This window comes from Microbacterium sp. UBA3394 (genome assembly GCF_002358725.1).
Taxonomy (GTDB): domain Bacteria; phylum Actinomycetota; class Actinomycetes; order Actinomycetales; family Microbacteriaceae; genus Microbacterium; species Microbacterium luteum.
This window is the reverse complement of the sequence record NZ_DEPK01000183.1, coordinates 16777-32304: the sequence shown is the minus strand read 5'-3', so window position 1 is coordinate 32304 and position 15528 is coordinate 16777. Positions and strand designations below refer to the sequence as shown.

Annotated in this window: 18 protein-coding genes and 1 tRNA gene; 6 read left to right on the top strand and 13 right to left on the bottom strand. The window is 69.3% G+C overall.

Annotation, left to right across the window (positions count from 1 at the left end; genetic code table 11):
* Positions 1 to 44 precede the first annotated feature (44 nt).
* From rplL to B4E30_RS10960, 3 genes are all read right to left on the bottom strand, one after another.
* Positions 45 to 440, bottom strand: a complete 396-nt coding sequence (gene rplL, locus B4E30_RS10970; RefSeq protein WP_286795319.1) for a 50S ribosomal protein L7/L12 — start codon at positions 438 to 440, stop codon at positions 45 to 47.
* Positions 441 to 481: 41 nt separating this feature from the next.
* Positions 482 to 997 carry a 50S ribosomal protein L10 gene (gene rplJ, locus B4E30_RS10965; protein WP_071044368.1) on the bottom strand — a complete coding sequence of 172 codons (516 nt, stop codon included), beginning with the start codon at positions 995 to 997 and terminating at the stop codon, positions 482 to 484.
* Between the two features lie 372 nt (positions 998 to 1369).
* The gene (locus B4E30_RS10960; RefSeq protein ID WP_286795318.1) at positions 1370 to 2344 is read right to left on the bottom strand and encodes a type IV toxin-antitoxin system AbiEi family antitoxin domain-containing protein; all 975 of its coding nucleotides are present in this window, start codon (positions 2342 to 2344) and stop codon (positions 1370 to 1372) included.
* Between the two features lie 273 nt (positions 2345 to 2617).
* Between B4E30_RS10960 and B4E30_RS10955 the strand changes: the two genes are divergently transcribed.
* Positions 2618 to 3277, top strand: coding sequence for a YqaJ viral recombinase family protein (locus B4E30_RS10955; RefSeq protein WP_286795317.1), 660 nt, complete (start codon positions 2618 to 2620; stop codon positions 3275 to 3277).
* Here B4E30_RS10955 and B4E30_RS10950 read toward each other — a convergent pair.
* Positions 3250 to 3801 (bottom strand): 2'-5' RNA ligase family protein, encoded by a 552-nt coding sequence (locus B4E30_RS10950; RefSeq protein ID WP_286795316.1) that lies wholly within the window; start codon positions 3799 to 3801, stop codon positions 3250 to 3252. The genes B4E30_RS10955 and B4E30_RS10950 overlap by 28 nt on opposite strands.
* A 151-nt stretch (positions 3802 to 3952) precedes the next feature.
* Between B4E30_RS10950 and B4E30_RS10945 the strand changes: the two genes are divergently transcribed.
* The 3 genes from B4E30_RS10945 to B4E30_RS10935 all read left to right on the top strand — a co-directional run bounded on the left by B4E30_RS10945 (position 3953) and on the right by B4E30_RS10935 (position 7288).
* Positions 3953 to 5653 (top strand): MDR family MFS transporter, encoded by a 1701-nt coding sequence (locus tag B4E30_RS10945; protein ID WP_286795315.1) that lies wholly within the window; start codon positions 3953 to 3955, stop codon positions 5651 to 5653.
* Positions 5654 to 5664: 11 nt separating this feature from the next.
* The gene (locus tag B4E30_RS10940; protein ID WP_286795314.1) at positions 5665 to 6159 is read left to right on the top strand and encodes a MarR family winged helix-turn-helix transcriptional regulator; all 495 of its coding nucleotides are present in this window, start codon (positions 5665 to 5667) and stop codon (positions 6157 to 6159) included.
* Positions 6160 to 6262: 103 nt separating this feature from the next.
* Positions 6263 to 7288, top strand: coding sequence for an NADP-dependent oxidoreductase (locus B4E30_RS10935; RefSeq protein WP_071043774.1), 1026 nt, complete (start codon positions 6263 to 6265; stop codon positions 7286 to 7288).
* Positions 7289 to 7294: 6 nt separating this feature from the next.
* Here the strand turns inward: B4E30_RS10935 and B4E30_RS10930 are convergent, their stop codons facing one another.
* Positions 7295 to 8182, bottom strand: coding sequence for a LysR family transcriptional regulator ArgP (locus tag B4E30_RS10930; protein ID WP_286795313.1), 888 nt, complete (start codon positions 8180 to 8182; stop codon positions 7295 to 7297).
* Positions 8183 to 8250: 68 nt separating this feature from the next.
* Between B4E30_RS10930 and B4E30_RS10925 the strand changes: the two genes are divergently transcribed.
* Positions 8251 to 8895 (top strand): LysE/ArgO family amino acid transporter, encoded by a 645-nt coding sequence (locus B4E30_RS10925; protein WP_286795312.1) that lies wholly within the window; start codon positions 8251 to 8253, stop codon positions 8893 to 8895.
* Between the two features lie 60 nt (positions 8896 to 8955).
* Positions 8956 to 9231, top strand: coding sequence for an acylphosphatase (locus B4E30_RS10920; RefSeq protein WP_286795311.1), 276 nt, complete (start codon positions 8956 to 8958; stop codon positions 9229 to 9231).
* 19 nt (positions 9232 to 9250) lie between these two features.
* Here B4E30_RS10920 and B4E30_RS10915 read toward each other — a convergent pair whose 3' ends face one another.
* From B4E30_RS10915 to B4E30_RS10880, 8 genes are all read right to left on the bottom strand, one after another.
* Entirely contained in the window at positions 9251 to 10669 is a 1419-nt protein-coding gene (locus tag B4E30_RS10915) for an amidase (protein WP_286795310.1), read from the bottom strand.
* 70 nt (positions 10670 to 10739) lie between these two features.
* Positions 10740 to 11429 carry a 50S ribosomal protein L1 gene (gene rplA, locus B4E30_RS10910; RefSeq protein WP_071043778.1) on the bottom strand — a complete coding sequence of 230 codons (690 nt, stop codon included), beginning with the start codon at positions 11427 to 11429 and terminating at the stop codon, positions 10740 to 10742.
* A gap of 14 nt (positions 11430 to 11443) precedes the next feature.
* Entirely contained in the window at positions 11444 to 11875 is a 432-nt protein-coding gene (gene rplK, locus B4E30_RS10905; RefSeq protein ID WP_071043779.1) for a 50S ribosomal protein L11, read from the bottom strand.
* Positions 11876 to 11980: 105 nt separating this feature from the next.
* Positions 11981 to 13048, bottom strand: a complete 1068-nt coding sequence (gene nusG, locus B4E30_RS10900) for a transcription termination/antitermination protein NusG (RefSeq protein WP_071043780.1) — start codon at positions 13046 to 13048, stop codon at positions 11981 to 11983.
* A gap of 63 nt (positions 13049 to 13111) precedes the next feature.
* Complete coding sequence (gene secE, locus B4E30_RS10895; protein ID WP_194384732.1) at positions 13112 to 13381, bottom strand: preprotein translocase subunit SecE; 270 nt, start codon at positions 13379 to 13381, stop codon at positions 13112 to 13114.
* A gap of 45 nt (positions 13382 to 13426) precedes the next feature.
* A tRNA-Trp gene (locus tag B4E30_RS10890) sits at positions 13427 to 13499 on the bottom strand.
* A 177-nt stretch (positions 13500 to 13676) separates the two neighbouring features.
* Entirely contained in the window at positions 13677 to 14114 is a 438-nt protein-coding gene (locus tag B4E30_RS10885; protein WP_194384731.1) for a pyridoxamine 5'-phosphate oxidase family protein, read from the bottom strand.
* Positions 14115 to 14162: 48 nt separating this feature from the next.
* Positions 14163 to 15524: an NAD-dependent succinate-semialdehyde dehydrogenase gene (locus B4E30_RS10880; RefSeq protein ID WP_286795309.1), complete on the bottom strand. Its 1362-nt coding sequence runs from the start codon at positions 15522 to 15524 to the stop codon at positions 14163 to 14165.
* Positions 15525 to 15528 lie beyond the last annotated feature (4 nt).

Genomic DNA, 15528 nt, shown 5'->3' with positions numbered 1-15528 from the left:
GCCGAAGCATCCGGGGTTCTGTTCTGTCAGGCGCTGAAGCGTGATTACTTCAGGGTGACGGTGGCGCCGGCGCCCTCGAGGGCCTCCTTGGCCTTCTCGGCGGCTTCCTTGTTCGCGCCCTCGAGCACGGGCTTGGGAGCACCGTCGACGAGACCCTTGGCGTCGCCGAGGCCGAGCGAGGTGAGCTCGCGGACGACCTTGATGACCTGGATCTTCTTGTCGCCGGCGGCCTCGAGGATGACGTCGAACTCGGTCTTCTCCTCCTCGCCAGCGGCCTCGCCACCGGCACCACCGGCGGCGGGGGCGGCACCGGCGACGGCGACGGGCGCCGCGGCGGTGACGTCGAAGGTCTCCTCGAACGCCTTGACGAACTCGCTGAGCTCGATGAGCGTGAGCTCCTTGAACTGGTCGAGCAGCTCTTCAGTGCTGAGCTTTGCCATGATGATTCTCCTTGCTTGGGTATCTGTCGCCGCAGGCCGGATCAGGCCGCGGACTCCTGCTTCTCGCGCAGTGCGTCGACCGTGCGCACGGCCTTCGACGGGAGCGCGTTGAAGACGAATGCCGCCTTGGTCATCGAGGCCTTCATCGCACCGGCGAGCTTCGCCAGCAGGACTTCACGGCTCTCGAGGTCGGCGAGCTTGTTGACCTCGTCCGCGGTGAGAGGGTTACCGTCGAAGTAACCGCCCTTGACCACGAGATGAGGGTGTGCCTTGGCGAAGGCGCGCAGGCCCTTCGCGACGGTGACCGGGTCACCGTGCACGAACGCCACGGCCGACGGACCCTTGAGGTCGTCGTCCAGCGACGAGATCCCCGCGTTGTTCGCGGCGATCTTGGTCAGCGTGTTCTTCACCACGGCGTATTCCGCGTCCTGACGGATGCTGTTGCGGAGCTCCTTGAGCTCGGCAACCGTCAGACCGCGGTACTCGGTGAGCAGTACGGCGGTCGAGTCCTCGAAGTTCTTCGTGAGCTCGGCGACCGATGCTTCCTTCTGCGCCATGGCCACTCCTTGTGTGTACGAGACGCCCGACGGTGGTGGGGCGTCGGCCTGGGACATCCGGTCGCTCGGGCAAAGAAAAAAGCCCCGGCGCAAGCGCACGGAGCTCGATTTCCCGTCAGTCCGGGATCTCTGTCGTACACCTGCGCAGGCCCCTGTTCTTCACAGAGCTTCGATCGTCTCGTTCGCACGACACGATGACCGGCGGTCTTCGGCTCCGGTTACTCTACCCCACCCGCCCTTCTCCCCCAAATCCCCGCCCCGCCCCTCCTCCGCACCATCGCCGAGCCACCCCTTTGATGCCCAGCCACCCCTTTCGTGGCGCAGGCAATGGGCTGGTTCGGCACGAAAGGGGTGGCTCGACCGAGGCGACGGTCACGAAGGACGGATGCCGAAACGGGCGAGACGTGCACCGAGCGCCGCCGGGGTGGCCGCATGCTCGTCGCCCCAGCGGGCAAGTCTCCACTGGGTCGTTCCTCGGATCCAGTCTTCGCGCGCCTTCTCGTCGAGCAGCACCTGTTCGACGCTGCGCCCCGAGCGCCGCGCCTCATCCACGTACTTGTCCTTTCCGTCGCACTCTCCGAACGTCCTCAGGCCTCTCAGCCCGATGTCGACGAAGTACGAACCTCCGCCCGGAGCCGGTACGGGCACCTGCAGCTCCGCCCGTTCGAACCCCAGTCGATGCAGCTGGAGCCGACTCACGCTCTCCAGCGGCAGCTGGGCCCGACCATCTGCCAGCTCGACGATGCGCCGCGCCTGGCGGATACCTCGCGGGCCCGATCTCTCCGTACGGTGGAGCAGCCGCGATGTGAAGTCGGCAGCGGCGCGATCGTCGAACCGCCGCGGATCGCCGCCGATCTGTCCGAGAGCAGCGTCGGCGATCGAGATCGACGCCTCGGCCGACACCGCACGAATCACGTCATAGGTCGTCCGCTCGAGATTCGTGCAGAGGAGGCCACCGACGATGTCGACCTCCGTCTCCGCGAGGCTGCCCTCGTGTCGCATCACGTCATTTGCGCTGTGACGGGCGGACACCGCCGCGAGGACGTGCGCGCGACGAGGAGCGAGCCGATAGAGCGGCAACCCGTGGAGAACCGCGGCCGAGACGCCACAGAAAACCACCGTCGCACCCCGCGACGCACGCTCGACTGCGAGGACGAGCGCACGATGACGGGACTCCGGCCACAATGAGGCCCAGACCGCGCCGTCGATGTACGTGCCCCGGCGGATGCGGTGGAGGACCCCGGCGTCGACGGCGTCGGCGATCGAGCGGTCGCTCATCCCTTCGTCGATAAGCGCCGGCCGTGATCGCAGCAGACCGAGGAGTTCGTCGAGACTCGCGTGACGCATACTCGCACGGTCCCGCAGGTCGCTCGCCGGAGCCGCTGCCGAATCCATCTTGTGGACGAAGCCGAGTCACGCCGAGGTGGGGAGGAGCACTGCACACGCATCGAGCCATCCCTTTCGCGCCGAACGAGCCCCTTCTCCGCAACGGAAAGGGGGTGGTTCGGCAACAAAGGGGTGGTTCGAGTCGAGGGACGAGGGGGACGGGTGGGGAAGCGGGGCGGGGGGATGCGGGGGTGTCGCGGGAGAGGTGGGGGATGCGGTGGGTAGCCTGGGGGGATGACTCCGGAGCTCGCCGCACGCATCGTGGCGGACTCCCGGGATCGCGTTTCCTGGGTGCGCGCCCGCTCGCGCGGCATCACCGCCACCGACGTCGCGACCCTCACCTCCGAGCGCGCCATCGCACGGGCAGCCGACGCGAAGCTGCTCGGATCCGGCTTCTCGGGGAACGCCTTCACAGCACACGGCCGCGCCCGCGAGCCGGAGATCGCGGCGTGGGTGGCGGCGACCCACGGCATCCAGCCCTCGAGCGCGCTGTTCCACGCCGTCGTCGAGAAGCGACACCTCGCCACGCCCGACGGCATCGGGGTGGACACGACCGGACACGTCGTACTCGCGGAGATCAAGACGACGAACAAGGCCTGGCGCTCGATCCCCCGCTCCTACCTCCGGCAGGTGTGGTGGCAGCAGCACGTGCTCGGCGCCGAGCGCACCCTCGTCGCGTGGGAGCAGCACGACGACTTCGTCCCGATCCACGACGAGCCCCGGTGCCAGTGGGTGGATCGCGACGAGGTCGAGATCGGCAAGCTCGTCAGCCTCGCGACCGCGCTGATCGACGAGCTCTACCACCGCACGCAGCTCGGCACGTCGCTGCACGCGCGCACGGCGCCGCCCCGGCGCGATCGACAGCCCTACCGCGCGCTCGCGCTGGCCGACTGACCCTCGCCGACGGCGAACACGCGTTTCGCCTCGGCATCCCACACCCGCATCCGCACCGCACGCACACGGGATGGCGCGTCGCCGACGAGGTCGAGCGCTTCGGCGAGACGGTCCACCGGCATTCGTCGAGCGAGCGTCACATGAGGGGTCCAGGCGTCGGGGACCGCGTGCGGGATGACGCGCTCGGCGCCGCCGAGCCGCGCGGCGACCTCCCGCTGCAGCGCGAGCAGGTCGGCCGCGACGATCACGGGGCAGGCAAGCACCCGGCGTGGCCCGTCTCCGAACAGGATGATGCCGGACAGCGCGAGCTCGAGCGGCAGCCGACCCGCGAGACCCGACAGCAGCCGCGCATCCTCGGCGCCGGCGCGGTCGGTCCCGTCCAGGACGGCGAGCGTGACGTGCGGCGCGTTCGTCGCTCCGGCATGGCGCCCGGCGCTCGGCAGCCCTCGCTCGATCAGCGCGTCCCATGCGCGCCGCACCCCGGCGTCGCTCTCCTCGTCGAAGACGAGTTCCACGCTCCTCATCCCGCCATCATCTCCCGTGCCGCCACCGCAGCACAGAGCACCACGACCGTTTTGGTTGACGCAGATCAACCATCTGCGTATAGTTGACGCAGATCAACCTTTGTGCGCGTCACCGTCGCCGCCGCGTTCCGCTCTTCGTCACGAGGTCCTCATGTCGCAACCCCTCTCCGAATCCGCCGCCACGCCGCGCGACCGTCGCCGAGTACTCCAGGCCCTCATCGGCCTGCTGCTCGGGATGTTCGTGTCGATGCTCGCCTCGACGGTCGTCTCCACCTCGCTGCCGGTCATCATCCACGACCTCGGCGGGGATCAGGCCGCCTACACCTGGGTCGTGACGGCCACCCTGCTCACGACCGCGATCTCGACCCCCATCTGGGGCAAGCTCGCCGATCTGTTCGACCGCAAGATGCTCATCCAGATCGCCATCGTGATCTTCGTGCTCTCCACCGCGGCCGCCGGTTTCTCGCAGGACACCACCATGCTCATCGCGTGCCGCGCGGTGCAGGGCATCGGCGCCGGTGGGCTCGCCGCGCTCAGCCAGGTGATCATGGCCGACATCATCAGCCCGCGCGAGCGCGGCCGCTACATGGGCCTGTTCGGCGCCGTGATGGCCGTCGCCACCGTCGGCGGGCCGCTCCTCGGCGGCGTCGTCACCGACACGCTGAACTGGCGCTGGAACTTCTTCATCGCCCTCCCCTTCGCCGTGGCCGCACTCATCATCCAGCAGCGCACGCTGCACCTTCCCACCCGCCCCAAGAAGCGGGTGCGCATCGACTACGTCGGCATCGTGCTCCTGAGCACCGCCGTCTCGCTGCTGCTCATCTGGGTCACAAACGCCGGCACGTCCTATGACTGGTGGAGCACGGAGACGATCCTCATGGTCGGTGGAGCCGTCGTCGCGGGCGTGCTCTTCGTGGTCGTCGAACTCCGCTCGGCCGAACCCCTCGTGCCCCTCACGCTGTTCCGCAACCGCACCTTCACCCTCGCCGTGATCGCCTCGATCGCAACGGGCATCGCGATGTTCGGCACCTCGGTGTTCCTCAGCCAGTACATGCAGATGGCTCGAGGCGCCACGCCCACCGAGGCCGGTGTCATGACCATTCCGATGATCGCCGGACTGTTGCTCGCATCCGTCGTCGTCGGAGCGCTCATCACGCGGCACGGGCACTGGAAGCCGTATCTCATCGCCGGGGCCGTGCTTCTGATCGCCGGCTCCTACACCCTGTCGACCATTCACTACGACACGAACTTCGCCCTCGTGTCGCTGTACATGTTCCTCCTGGGTGCGGGCGTCGGCACGACGATGCAGAACCTGGTCCTCATCGTGCAGAACACCGCCCGCCCCACGGAGATGGGGGTGGCCAGTTCCGGCGTGACGTTCTTCCGGTCGCTCGGCGGCACGGTGGGCGTCTCGGTGATGGGGGCGACCCTGGCGAGTTCGGCATCGACCCTCGTCGCCGAGCGCCAGAACGACATCGCTGCGGCGCTGACCGCGCTCGGGGCGGAGGGTGCGCAGATCGCCGCTCAGCTGCAGTCGGGAGCGATCCCGCAGGTCGCGACGCTGCCGGAGAGCCTGCGGGTGATCTTCGAAGACGTGTATGCGACCGCGATCGCGCACGCGTTCCTCATCGCCGTGCCCGTCGCCGTCGTGAGTCTCATCGCGATCGCCTTCCTGCCGAACGTGCCTCTCACGCGCATGACCACGAGCGAGCGGATCGAGGCCACCGAGGCCGACCTCGCCACCGTCTCGGTGAGCGAGGGGATGGATGCGCTGGCCGCCACCGGAACGATCACCACGCCGTCCGAGCCGACCAAGCCGCGCGACGCCGACGCCGGCCGCGAGCACCGCTAGGGTCGACACCGATGAGCGGATCGGAACCGGGACCCGTGGCGGCGACGCATGACGTCGCCGCCAGCGACGCCCACGTCGCCGCCACGCGCGCTCTCGAGGCGGAGTTCGGGCAGCTGATCGCGCAATTCCGGGTTCTGCTCGCCGAACAGGCCGCGCGCGTGAGCCCCGGCATGCTCCCGGGCGCCTACAAGACCTTCACGACGATCACCCGCATGGCCCCGGTCTCCAGCTCGGCGCTCGGCGAGGCGCTCTTGGCCGACAAGGCCCAGGTCAGCAGGACGGTGCGCGACCTCGAACGACGGGGCCTCATCTACCGCTCGCCCGATCCGGCGGACGGCAGGGTGAGCCTGCTCGCCCCGACCGAGGAGGGGCTTCGCCGGCTCGAGACCGTGCGCGACCCGCAGCGCAATTCGCTCATGCGCCGCATGTCGACGTGGGACCTCGATGACATCCACACCCTCACCCGCCTCCTCCGCGCGCTGCGCGAGGACGCCGACACTCCTTAGCGGCACGGTGATCGCGTCGTAACACGGTCGAGACAAACTCGCGGTTGACTGTTCCCACAGGCAACACGAGTGCCGATGTCGGCACGCAGGGAGGGGGCGACCGATGAAGTTCCGGCCGCTGCGACCGATATCCGTGGCGCGCGAGATCGCGCTGCCGGATCCGCCCGAGACGATGCGAGCCGTCGTCTTCGACGAGACGGGAGATCCGGATGTGCTTCACACCGCCACGCTCCCCGTACCGGCTCCCGTCATCAGCGAACTGCTCGTGCGCGTGGTCGCCGCCGGCGTGAACCCCATCGACGCGAAGACGCGCGCGGGACGCGGCGTCTCGGGCGCGATCACCGCCCTGCCGAGCACGCTCGGCTTCGATTTCAGCGGCATCGTGATGAACGCGCCGTACGAGGCGCATCCCTTCCCGCCCGGGACCGAGGTGTACGGGATGGTGCCCTTTCCCCGATCGGGCGGCACCTACGCCGAGTACGCGGTGGTGCCGACGCTGTCGATGGCGCGCAAGCCCAGCACGCTCTCGCACGTGGAGGCGGCCGGCGTGCCGCTCGCGGCCCTCACCGCGTGGGGCCTGGTTGTCGAGACCGCACACGCCCACGAGGGTCAGCGGGTGCTGATTCACGCCGGCAGCGGCGGGGTGGGTCACTTCGCGGTGCAGTTCGCGGCGTACTTCGGCGCGCACGTGACCGCCACCGCCTCGGGCCCGAACGCCACGTGGCTGCGCGAGCTCGGCGCCTCGGTGGTGATCGACTACTCCTCCACCCGCTTCGACGAGGTCGTGGGCGACATGGATGTCGTCATCGACCTCGTGGGCAACGCCGATGGCAGCACCGGCACCCGATCGCTGTCGGTGCTGCGGCCCGGCGGCCTGTACATCATGGTGCCCACCGGCTCCTGGCCCGGCTACGCGGAGGCCGCCGCCGAGGCGGGCGTCCGCGCGACCTCGTACAAGGTGCTGCCCGACGGCAACGCCCTGGCGACGATCGCACGCCTCCTCGAGTCGGGTGCGATCCAGGTGTACATCGACCGCGTCTACAGCCTCGACGAGGCCGCCACCGCCCATCGCGAACTGGAGCGCGGCCACACCCGCGGAAAGAGCGTGCTGCGCATCGGCGACGACTGACGCTGCTCATTCACGACGCAGCGCATGCGTCGCCTCCGCTGAGACCTCGTCGGCGATCCGGTCGAGCACGTGCGAGCGCAGGTTCCACTGCTGCCAGTGCAACGGCACATCCAGCGGGGGACCGTCGAGCACGAGGAGTCGGCCCGCGCGCACCATGGGAAGCGCCTGCGCCTCCGGCAGCATGCCCCAGCCGAGTCCGAGCGCGATGGCCGTGGCGAAGTCGGCCGAGGCGGGCACGAGGTGGGTGGGCACGGCCGCCGGGTCGACCCCGGCCGCGCGCAGCCATCGGTTCTGCAATTCGTCCCGTCGGTCGTAGTTCACCACGGGCGCGGCCGTGAAGCCGGCCTTCCCCTCCCCCAACCAGGCGTCGGCGAACCCCGGCGCGGCGACGGGAAGATACCGCAGCGCGCCGAGCGGATGCGCGCGGCACCCGGCCACCGCGACGGCAGACGAGGTGACGGCCGCCATGACGCTGCCGCGCTCGAGGAGGGTCGCGGTGTGGTCCTGATCGTCTCGGTGCAGGTCGAACACGACGGGGAGCTGATCCGCCACGCGTGCGAGGGGCGCGAGGAACCACGTCGACAGCGAGTCCGCATTGACCGCGATCGGCACGCTCACGCGGGTATCGGCCGCCGCCACGCCGAGCTCGACGGCCGCCTCGTGCTGCACCAGGGACAGCTGCCGGGCGAGACGCACGACCACCCCGCCGGCGTCCGTTGCGCGCGGCGGCTTCGCCCGCACGAGCAGCACCCGTCCGACCAGCTCCTCGAGGGCCTTGACCCGCTGGCTCACCGCCGAGGGCGTGACGCGCAGACGCCTCGCTGCGGCATCCATGCTGCCTTCGTCGACGATCGCCGCCAGCGTCTCGGCTCCCTCGAGAGGAATCTGCACCATAAGCTCCGCTCACGTTTGATAAGAATCATTCGCTGTACTTCCTCTCACGCCGAGCATAGCGTCGAGTCGTGCTCGACTCCTTCCTCGCTGGGATCGCCCTCGGGCTGTCGCTCATCATCGCCATCGGCGCGCAGAACCTGTTCGTGCTGCGCCAGGGGCTGAAGCGTCAGCACGTGCTCCTGGTCGCGACGATCTGCACGCTGTCGGATGCGGTGCTCATCGCCGTGGGGGTGTCGGGCATCGGAGCGCTCCTGAATGCTCTCCCGGGTCTCATCGGCGTGGTCCGGTGGGTGGGAGCGGCTTTTCTCGTCGGCTACGGGCTGCTCGCCCTGCGGCGGGCGTTCCGCCCCGCCTCGGACGGACTCGCGGGCGTCGGCACGGCATACACCCCGACCCCCGGAGCGAGTACCACGGCCACCGCGACCCGCACGCGGACCATCGTCCTCACGGTGCTCGCGCTCACCTGGCTCAACCCGCACGTCTACCTCGACACCGTCTTCCTCCTCGGGTCCATCGCCACCACGCACGGCGACCAGCGCTGGGTCTTCGCCGCCGGCGCCATGCTCGGCAGCGCGATCTGGTTCTCCGCACTCGCCTTCGGAGCGAGACTCCTCAGTCGCTGGCTGGCACGCCCGCGCGTCTGGCGCGTGCTCGACACGGCGTTCGCGGTCATCATGATCGCGCTGGGGATCAGCCTCGTGCTGCCCCACTGACTCCGCCGCATCCCGTCTCCGACCCTGGCGCGGCGCGCGTGCTCAGGGCAGGATGAGCGGATGAAGCGTGTGCACGTCATCGTCAGCGGCGACGTACAGGGGGTGGGATACCGCTACACCGCGCGCGGCGTCGCCGAGCGGATCGGCGTCGCCGGGTGGATCCGCAACCGCCCCGACGGAACGGTCGAGGCCGAGATCGAGGGCAGCGAGGAACAGGTCACCTCGATGCTGGCCTGGATGCATCAGGGGCCGCCGGGCTCCCACGTACGCGAACGGGTCGTGTCGGATGCGCCGCTCGAGGGCGCCGGGGGATTCCAGGTGCGACGGACCGGGTGAGGCCCTCTGTCGCTCCCCGTCAACGTGGTGTGACGGGCGTCTGCACGCCGCACGCCGCTTCGATGTCGCGAGCCGCCGCGAACGCGACATGGTCTGCGCCGGCACCCGAGATCGCCTGCACGCCGGTCGGCAACCCATCGGCGGCCCGTCCCGTCGGCACCGCGATCGCCGGGAGCGCGAGGTAATTGACGGCGACGCTCAAGCGGTACCGCCGCCACCAAGATCCCGCGGTCTCGGCGTCGGCGAGGTCGGCGTCCGCGAGCGGCGGCCGGGTCTCGGAGACGGCGCCGATGAGCACGGGATGCTCGCGCACGAAATCCTGCCAGGCGGCGGCGACCACCGCGCGCCGCGCCCAGACGGCGGCGTACTCCTCGACCGTGTCCAGGTGGGTCTGCGCGCCTCCCGCGAGTTCCAGGAATCGCCCCGCACCGCGCCCGAGGGGCGGATCCCACCGGCTCGGCTCATAGGCGTTCTGCATCTCGGTCGTCGAGAGCAGACGCCACCCGGTCACCGCTTCGTCGAGACGCGGCGGATGCACCTCGACGAGTTCCCAGCCGGCTCGTCCCAGCGACTCCGCCGCCGCATCCAGGGCCGCCGCGTTCTCGTCGCTCTCGCCGTCGCCGAACGGGTCGCGGATGATCGCCGCGCGGCGCGGTCCGTCGTATCCCCGCGGGTGCGGCCGCGTGACCGCGAACGGATCACGCCCGTCGGCGCCGTGCACGATCCCGAACACCAGGTCGGTGTCGCCGACGTGCCGCGTGAGGATCCCGGCGGTGGAGAACTGTTGGATGGACAGCGGCACCGGTTCGGTCCGGTGCGCTGTCGAGGAGGCGAGCCGACCGCCGGTCGGGCGGAAGCCCGTGACCCCGACGGCGTTCGCCGGCACGCGCAGCGAACCGCCGTAGTCGTTGCCGAGGCCCACGGCGACCATGCCCGTGGCCACCGCCACCGCGTCTCCCCCGCTCGACCCGCCGGGTGAGTGCGCGGCGGACCACGGGTTGCGGGTGCGGCCGAACAGGTCGTTCTCCGTCTCCCAGCGCATGCCGAAGTCGGGCATGTTCCCGCGACCGAGCGGGATGGCGCCGGCCGCGAGCATCCGCGCCACGACGGTCGCGTCGTCCGCCGGCACGGCCGCGCGAGCCCCGCGCCATCCGTGCGTGGTCGCCGACCAGGTGAGGTCGATGTTCTCCTTCACCGAGAACGGCACGCCCGCGAGCGGCCCCGGGTCCTCCCCGCGAGCGAGGCGCGCATCGATACGACGAGCTCGATCGCGCGCGCGGTCGTCGAACACCGTGGTCAGAGCTCCGACCAGCGGGTTCACCTCGTGGATGCGCGCCAGGTGCGCCGCCACGACCTCGCTCGCGGAGACCACGCTCGCGCGCACCGCGTCCGCGATCTCGGCGGCGGATGCACGCCACAGCTCGGGGGGCGGGGTCATGTCGTCATTCTCCCAGAACGACGGAACGGGCCCCTCCGGAAGGAGGGACCCGTTCTGGTCAGCCGGTGGCTCAGATGGCGTTGACGTCCAGCGGGATGCCGGGGCCGAACGTGGTCGACACGGCGCCCTTCTGGATGTAGCGGCCCTTCGAGCTCGACGGCTTCAGGCGCACGATCTCCTCGAGGGCGACCTTGATGTTCTCGTCGAGCTGGTCGGCCGAGAACGAGGCCTTGCCGACGATGAAGTGCACGTTGGCGTGCTTGTCGACGCGGAACTCGATCTTTCCGCCCTTGATCTCCTCGACGGCCTTGGCCGGGTTCGGCGTCACCGTGCCGGTCTTGGGGTTCGGCATGAGGCCGCGGGGTCCGAGGACCTTTCCGAGACGACCGACCTGGCCCATCAGCTCCGGGGTGGCGACGGCCGCGTCGAAATCGGTCCAACCGCCGGCGACCTTCTCGATGAGCTCGGTGCTGCCGACCTCGTCGGCGCCCGCGGCGATCGCGGCCTCGGCGGCCGGACCGTTCGCGAAGACGATGACGCGCGCGGTCTTACCGGTGCCGTGGGGCAGGATGACGGTGCCGCGCACCATCTGGTCGGCCTTGCGGGGGTCGACGGCGAGCTTGAGCGCGACCTCGACGGTCGAGTCGAACTTCGCCGAGCCGGTCTCCTTCGCCAGGGCGACGGCCTCGGCAGGCGTGTAGAACTTGCCGTCCTCGATCTTCGAGGCTGCGGCTGCGTAGGACTTGGACTTGGTAGCCATTCTCGTTACTCCCCTCAGTCCTCAACCGTGATGCCCATGGAACGGGCGGTGCCGGCGATGATCTTCGAGGCGGCCTCGATGTCGTTCGCGTTGAGGTCGGGCTGCTTGGCCTGGGCGATCTCGCGCACCTGGTCCTTGGTGATCTTGCCCACCTTGACGGTGTGGGGCGTGGCCGAGGCCTTCTGCACGCCGGCGGCCTTCTTGATCAGCTCGGCGGCCGGAGGGGTCTTGAGGACGAACGTGAAGCTGCGGTCCTCGTAGACGGTGATCTCCACCGGGATGACGTTGCCGCGCTGCGACTCGGTCGCGGCGTTGTACGCCTTGCAGAACTCCATGATGTTGACGCCATGCTGACCGAGCGCGGGGCCGATCGGCGGCGCCGGGTTGGCGGCACCGGCGTTGATCTGGAGCTTGATCAGGCCGGTCACCTTCTTCTTCGGTGCCATTTCCTTTTCCTTTCATCGAACCGGATGCGGCTTGCGCATCCTGCTCTCCCGCAGACCCGGCGGTTCCGGGCAGCGGTATCCCGCGGACGGGAAGTCTTGTGGGTGTCAGACCATCTTCGTGACCTGGTCGAACGACAGCTCGACCGGGGTCTCGCGCTCGAAGAGCGAGACGAGCACGGTGAGCTTGCCGCTCTCGGGCTTGATCTCGCTGATCGAACCGGGGAGACCCGCGAACGAGCCCTCCTTGATCGTGATGGTCTCGCCGACCTCGAAGTCGACCTCGGCCTGAACGGTGCGCGCCTGCGTCGGCGACCCCTTCGCGGCGGAGCCCTTCGCGGGCGTGGTCTCCTTGACCTCGACGAGCGACTTCAGCATGTTGAAGGCCTCTTCGAAGCGCAGCGGCGTCGGGTTGTGGGCGTTGCCGACGAAGCCGGTGACGCCCGGCGTGTGGCGCACGACCGACCAGGTGTCCTCGTTGAGCTCCATGCGCACGAGCACGTAGCCGGGGATCCGGACGCGCGTGACCATCTTGCGCTGCCCGTTCTTGATCTCGACGACGTCCTCCATGGGGACCTCGATCTGGTAGATGTCCTCTTCGACCTCGAGCGTCGACTTGCGCTGCTCGATGTTGGCCTTCACCTTGCGCTCGAAGCCGGCGTAGGAGTGGATGACGTACCACTTGCCCTCGAGCGAGCGGAGCTCGGCGCGGAAGGCCTCGTAGGGGTCCTCCTCGACCTCGTCGACGATCGCCTCGGCGGCGGCGACATCGGCCACCAGCTCGGGGTCGACGGCGGGCTCGTCCTCGTCACCGTTCACGTCGGGACCGTCGTAGGGGGCGACCTCGTCGGCGGCCTCGGCCTCGCGCTCGGTCTCCTCCTCGGCGAGCGAGTCGGTGAGCACCTCGGCGGCGGCCTCGGCCTCGTCGGTGCGGTCGATGTTCAGAGCGTCGTTCACGATGGCGTCTGCTTCCGGGTCGGTGGTGTCCACATCGTCCAGCGAGGTGTCGGTGTCGTCGTCGGCTGACTCGTCGACGACGTGGATGGCGACGTGCTCCGCCGACGTGCTGGCCTGCTCCTCGCGCGCGAGCTCGTTGCCCTCCTGGGCCTCGTCGTCCTCGGAGGACTGCTCCGCGGCGGTCGCCCAGTCGGCGTCGTCGACATATCTTTCAGACAATTGCTTCTCTTCCGTGTCGGTGGGCGCACCAGGCGCACACCACCCGCTGTTCGACCGGTGGGATCAGGCGCCGTCGGGAACGCCGAAGACGACCTGCGTCGTCCAGGCGAAGAGCACGTCGAGACCGTAGACGATCGCCATCATGACGACGACGAAGCCCAGCACGACCGCCGTGTACTTCACCAGCTCCTTGCGCGTCGGCGTGACGACCTTGCGCAGTTCGGCGAAGACCTGACGGATGAACAGGGCGATGCGCGCGAAGACGTTCGGCTTCTTCTCGCGCGGCCCGTCGCTCGACGCGACGATCTCGCCCTTCGGTTCGTCCTGGACCATCAACCCACCTGTTGTATCTTCCGTGTGTCAGCTTGCGCTGACGCGCAGGGCGGACAGGAATCGAACCTGCAACCTGCGGTTTTGGAGACCGCTGCTCTGCCAATTGAGCTACCGCCCTAGAGACTCTCGCGAGCCCCGAGGTTCCACACTCCTCGCCCGCTTCCGATCGAGAGGATGCGACCCGCACGGCGGGCACGGCGAAAGAATGCAGAAAAGTCCTGCTCTCCCCAGTGTACGGCATGCCCACACGACCGGCGAACCCGGCCTCACCCGCGCGGATGGCGCCGCACCCGCCTCAGCCCGGCTGCACGGCGTCGCGATCGGGCTCTTCCCCGCGCGCGAACGCGCGGCCGGTGAGCTCCGCGGGAACGACGCGCACGTAGTTGTACTTCACCGTCGGTATCCACGGCTTGAGCGGGAGCCGATCCGCCGCCTCGACCTCGTCGAGCGCATCCAGCCGACGGGCGTGACCGCGCACGACCACGCTCCACGCACGGTCGTCGGTCCAGTGGTCGACTTCGAAGAGCACGTGGTCGTTGACCGTGAGCTCCAGCAGCTTGCTGCCCTCAGCGGTGCGGAACACCAGCGAGCGTCCGTCCAGGACGTAGTTGACGGGGAAGATGTCGAGGACGTCGCCGACATGGGTGACCAGACGACCCAGCTGGTGGGATGTCAGATGCTCCCAGCACTCGTGCTCGTCGAGGATCGTGACCGCGTCGCCGAACTCGTTCATGACCCCATCCTGCCCCCGGCGCACGGCGCGCGCCAGGGGGCCAGCGCGTCAGGCGATGCGGATGAGCTTCTTGTTCACGAACTCGTCTGCCGCCAGCAGACCGAGCTCGCGCGACGTGCCCGAACGCTTGATGCCGCCGAACGGGAGCTCCGGCGAATCGGCGAGCACCAGGTTGACGTAGACCATGCCGGCGTCGATGCGATCGGCCACCCGTTCGGCCTGCTCCGCGTCGGTGGTGAACACGTACGAGCCCAGACCGAAAGCCGTGTCGTTGGCGATCCGCACGGCGTCGTCCTCATCGGCCGCACGATAGACGACACCCGCTGGGCCGAACAGCTCCTCGCCATAGACGTCCATGTCGCTGGTCACGTCGGTGAGCACCGTGGGCGCGATGTAGGCGCCCTCCCGCGTGCCGCCCGTCGTGAGCGTCGCGCCCTGCGCCACGGCGCGGTCGATCTGCTCCTGCAGACGATCCGCCGCCGCCGACGACGACAGTGGGCCGAGCACCGTGTCCGCCGCGAACGGGTCTCCCATCACGGTCGCCGCCATCGCCGCGGTGAACTTCGCCACGAACGCGTCGTAGAGCTCGTCCACCACGATGAACCGCTTCGCCCCGTTGCACGCCTGACCGTTGTTGTCGATGCGCGCGTCGACGGCTGCGCTGACCGTCGCATCCAGGTCGTCGGTGGAGAGCAGGATGAAGGGGTCGGATCCGCCGAGCTCGAGCGCGACCTTCTTGAGGTGACGGCCCGCGAGTTCGGCGACGGCCGATCCGGCCCGCTCGGAACCCGTCACCGACACCCCCTGCACGCGGGGGTCGGCGATGACCACCGCTGCCTGCTCGTTCGTGGCGTAGAGGTTCACATACGCGCCGTCCGGAAGTCCGGCGTCGGTGTAGATGGCCTCGAGCGCTGCCGACGATTCCGGGCACTGCGGCGCGTGCTTGAGAAGGATGGTGTTGCCCACCGCGAGGTTGGGGGCGGCGAACCTCGCCACCTGGTATGCCGGGAAATTCCACGGCATGATGCCCAGCAGAACACCGATCGGCGCCCGGCGGATCACCGCCGTCCCCTCACCGAGGATGTCGATGGGGGTGTCGCCGGTGATCTGGTCGATGTGGTCGGCGTAGTACTCGACGATGTCGGCGGCGAAGTCCACCTCCCCCTCGGCTGCAGCCAGCGGCTTGCCCATCTCGCGCACGATGATCGCGGCGAGCTCGTCGCGGCGTTCCCGGTGGAGCTCCGCGATGCGCCGGATCACCGCAGCGCGCTCCGAGGGCGGGGTGACGCGCCACGACCGCGCAGCCGCGTGGGCACGGCCCACCGCTGCGTCGAGGTCGGCGTCGCCGATGGTCGGATACGTCGCGAGGGTCTCCCCGGTGGCGGGGTTGACCACGGCGTAGTCGCTCATGTGA

Excerpts from the sequence above, each read along its gene's own strand:
- rplL (WP_286795319.1), bottom strand. The coding sequence starts at position 440 with ATGGCAAAGCTCAGCACTGAAGAGCTGCTCGACCAGTTCAAGGAGCTC.
- rplJ (WP_071044368.1), bottom strand. The coding sequence starts at position 997 with ATGGCGCAGAAGGAAGCATCGGTCGCCGAGCTCACGAAGAACTTCGAG.
- B4E30_RS10960 (WP_286795318.1), bottom strand. The coding sequence starts at position 2,344 with ATGCGTCACGCGAGTCTCGACGAACTCCTCGGTCTGCTGCGATCACGG.
- B4E30_RS10955 (WP_286795317.1), top strand. The coding sequence starts at position 2,618 with ATGACTCCGGAGCTCGCCGCACGCATCGTGGCGGACTCCCGGGATCGC.
- B4E30_RS10950 (WP_286795316.1), bottom strand. The coding sequence starts at position 3,801 with ATGAGGAGCGTGGAACTCGTCTTCGACGAGGAGAGCGACGCCGGGGTG.
- B4E30_RS10945 (WP_286795315.1), top strand. The coding sequence starts at position 3,953 with ATGTCGCAACCCCTCTCCGAATCCGCCGCCACGCCGCGCGACCGTCGC.
- B4E30_RS10940 (WP_286795314.1), top strand. The coding sequence starts at position 5,665 with ATGAGCGGATCGGAACCGGGACCCGTGGCGGCGACGCATGACGTCGCC.
- B4E30_RS10935 (WP_071043774.1), top strand. The coding sequence starts at position 6,263 with ATGAAGTTCCGGCCGCTGCGACCGATATCCGTGGCGCGCGAGATCGCG.
- B4E30_RS10930 (WP_286795313.1), bottom strand. The coding sequence starts at position 8,182 with ATGGTGCAGATTCCTCTCGAGGGAGCCGAGACGCTGGCGGCGATCGTC.
- B4E30_RS10920 (WP_286795311.1), top strand. The coding sequence starts at position 8,956 with ATGAAGCGTGTGCACGTCATCGTCAGCGGCGACGTACAGGGGGTGGGA.
- B4E30_RS10915 (WP_286795310.1), bottom strand. The coding sequence starts at position 10,669 with ATGACCCCGCCCCCCGAGCTGTGGCGTGCATCCGCCGCCGAGATCGCG.
- rplA (WP_071043778.1), bottom strand. The coding sequence starts at position 11,429 with ATGGCTACCAAGTCCAAGTCCTACGCAGCCGCAGCCTCGAAGATCGAG.
- rplK (WP_071043779.1), bottom strand. The coding sequence starts at position 11,875 with ATGGCACCGAAGAAGAAGGTGACCGGCCTGATCAAGCTCCAGATCAAC.
- secE (WP_194384732.1), bottom strand. The coding sequence starts at position 13,381 with ATGGTCCAGGACGAACCGAAGGGCGAGATCGTCGCGTCGAGCGACGGG.
- B4E30_RS10885 (WP_194384731.1), bottom strand. The coding sequence starts at position 14,114 with ATGAACGAGTTCGGCGACGCGGTCACGATCCTCGACGAGCACGAGTGC.
- B4E30_RS10880 (WP_286795309.1), bottom strand. The coding sequence starts at position 15,524 with ATGAGCGACTACGCCGTGGTCAACCCCGCCACCGGGGAGACCCTCGCG.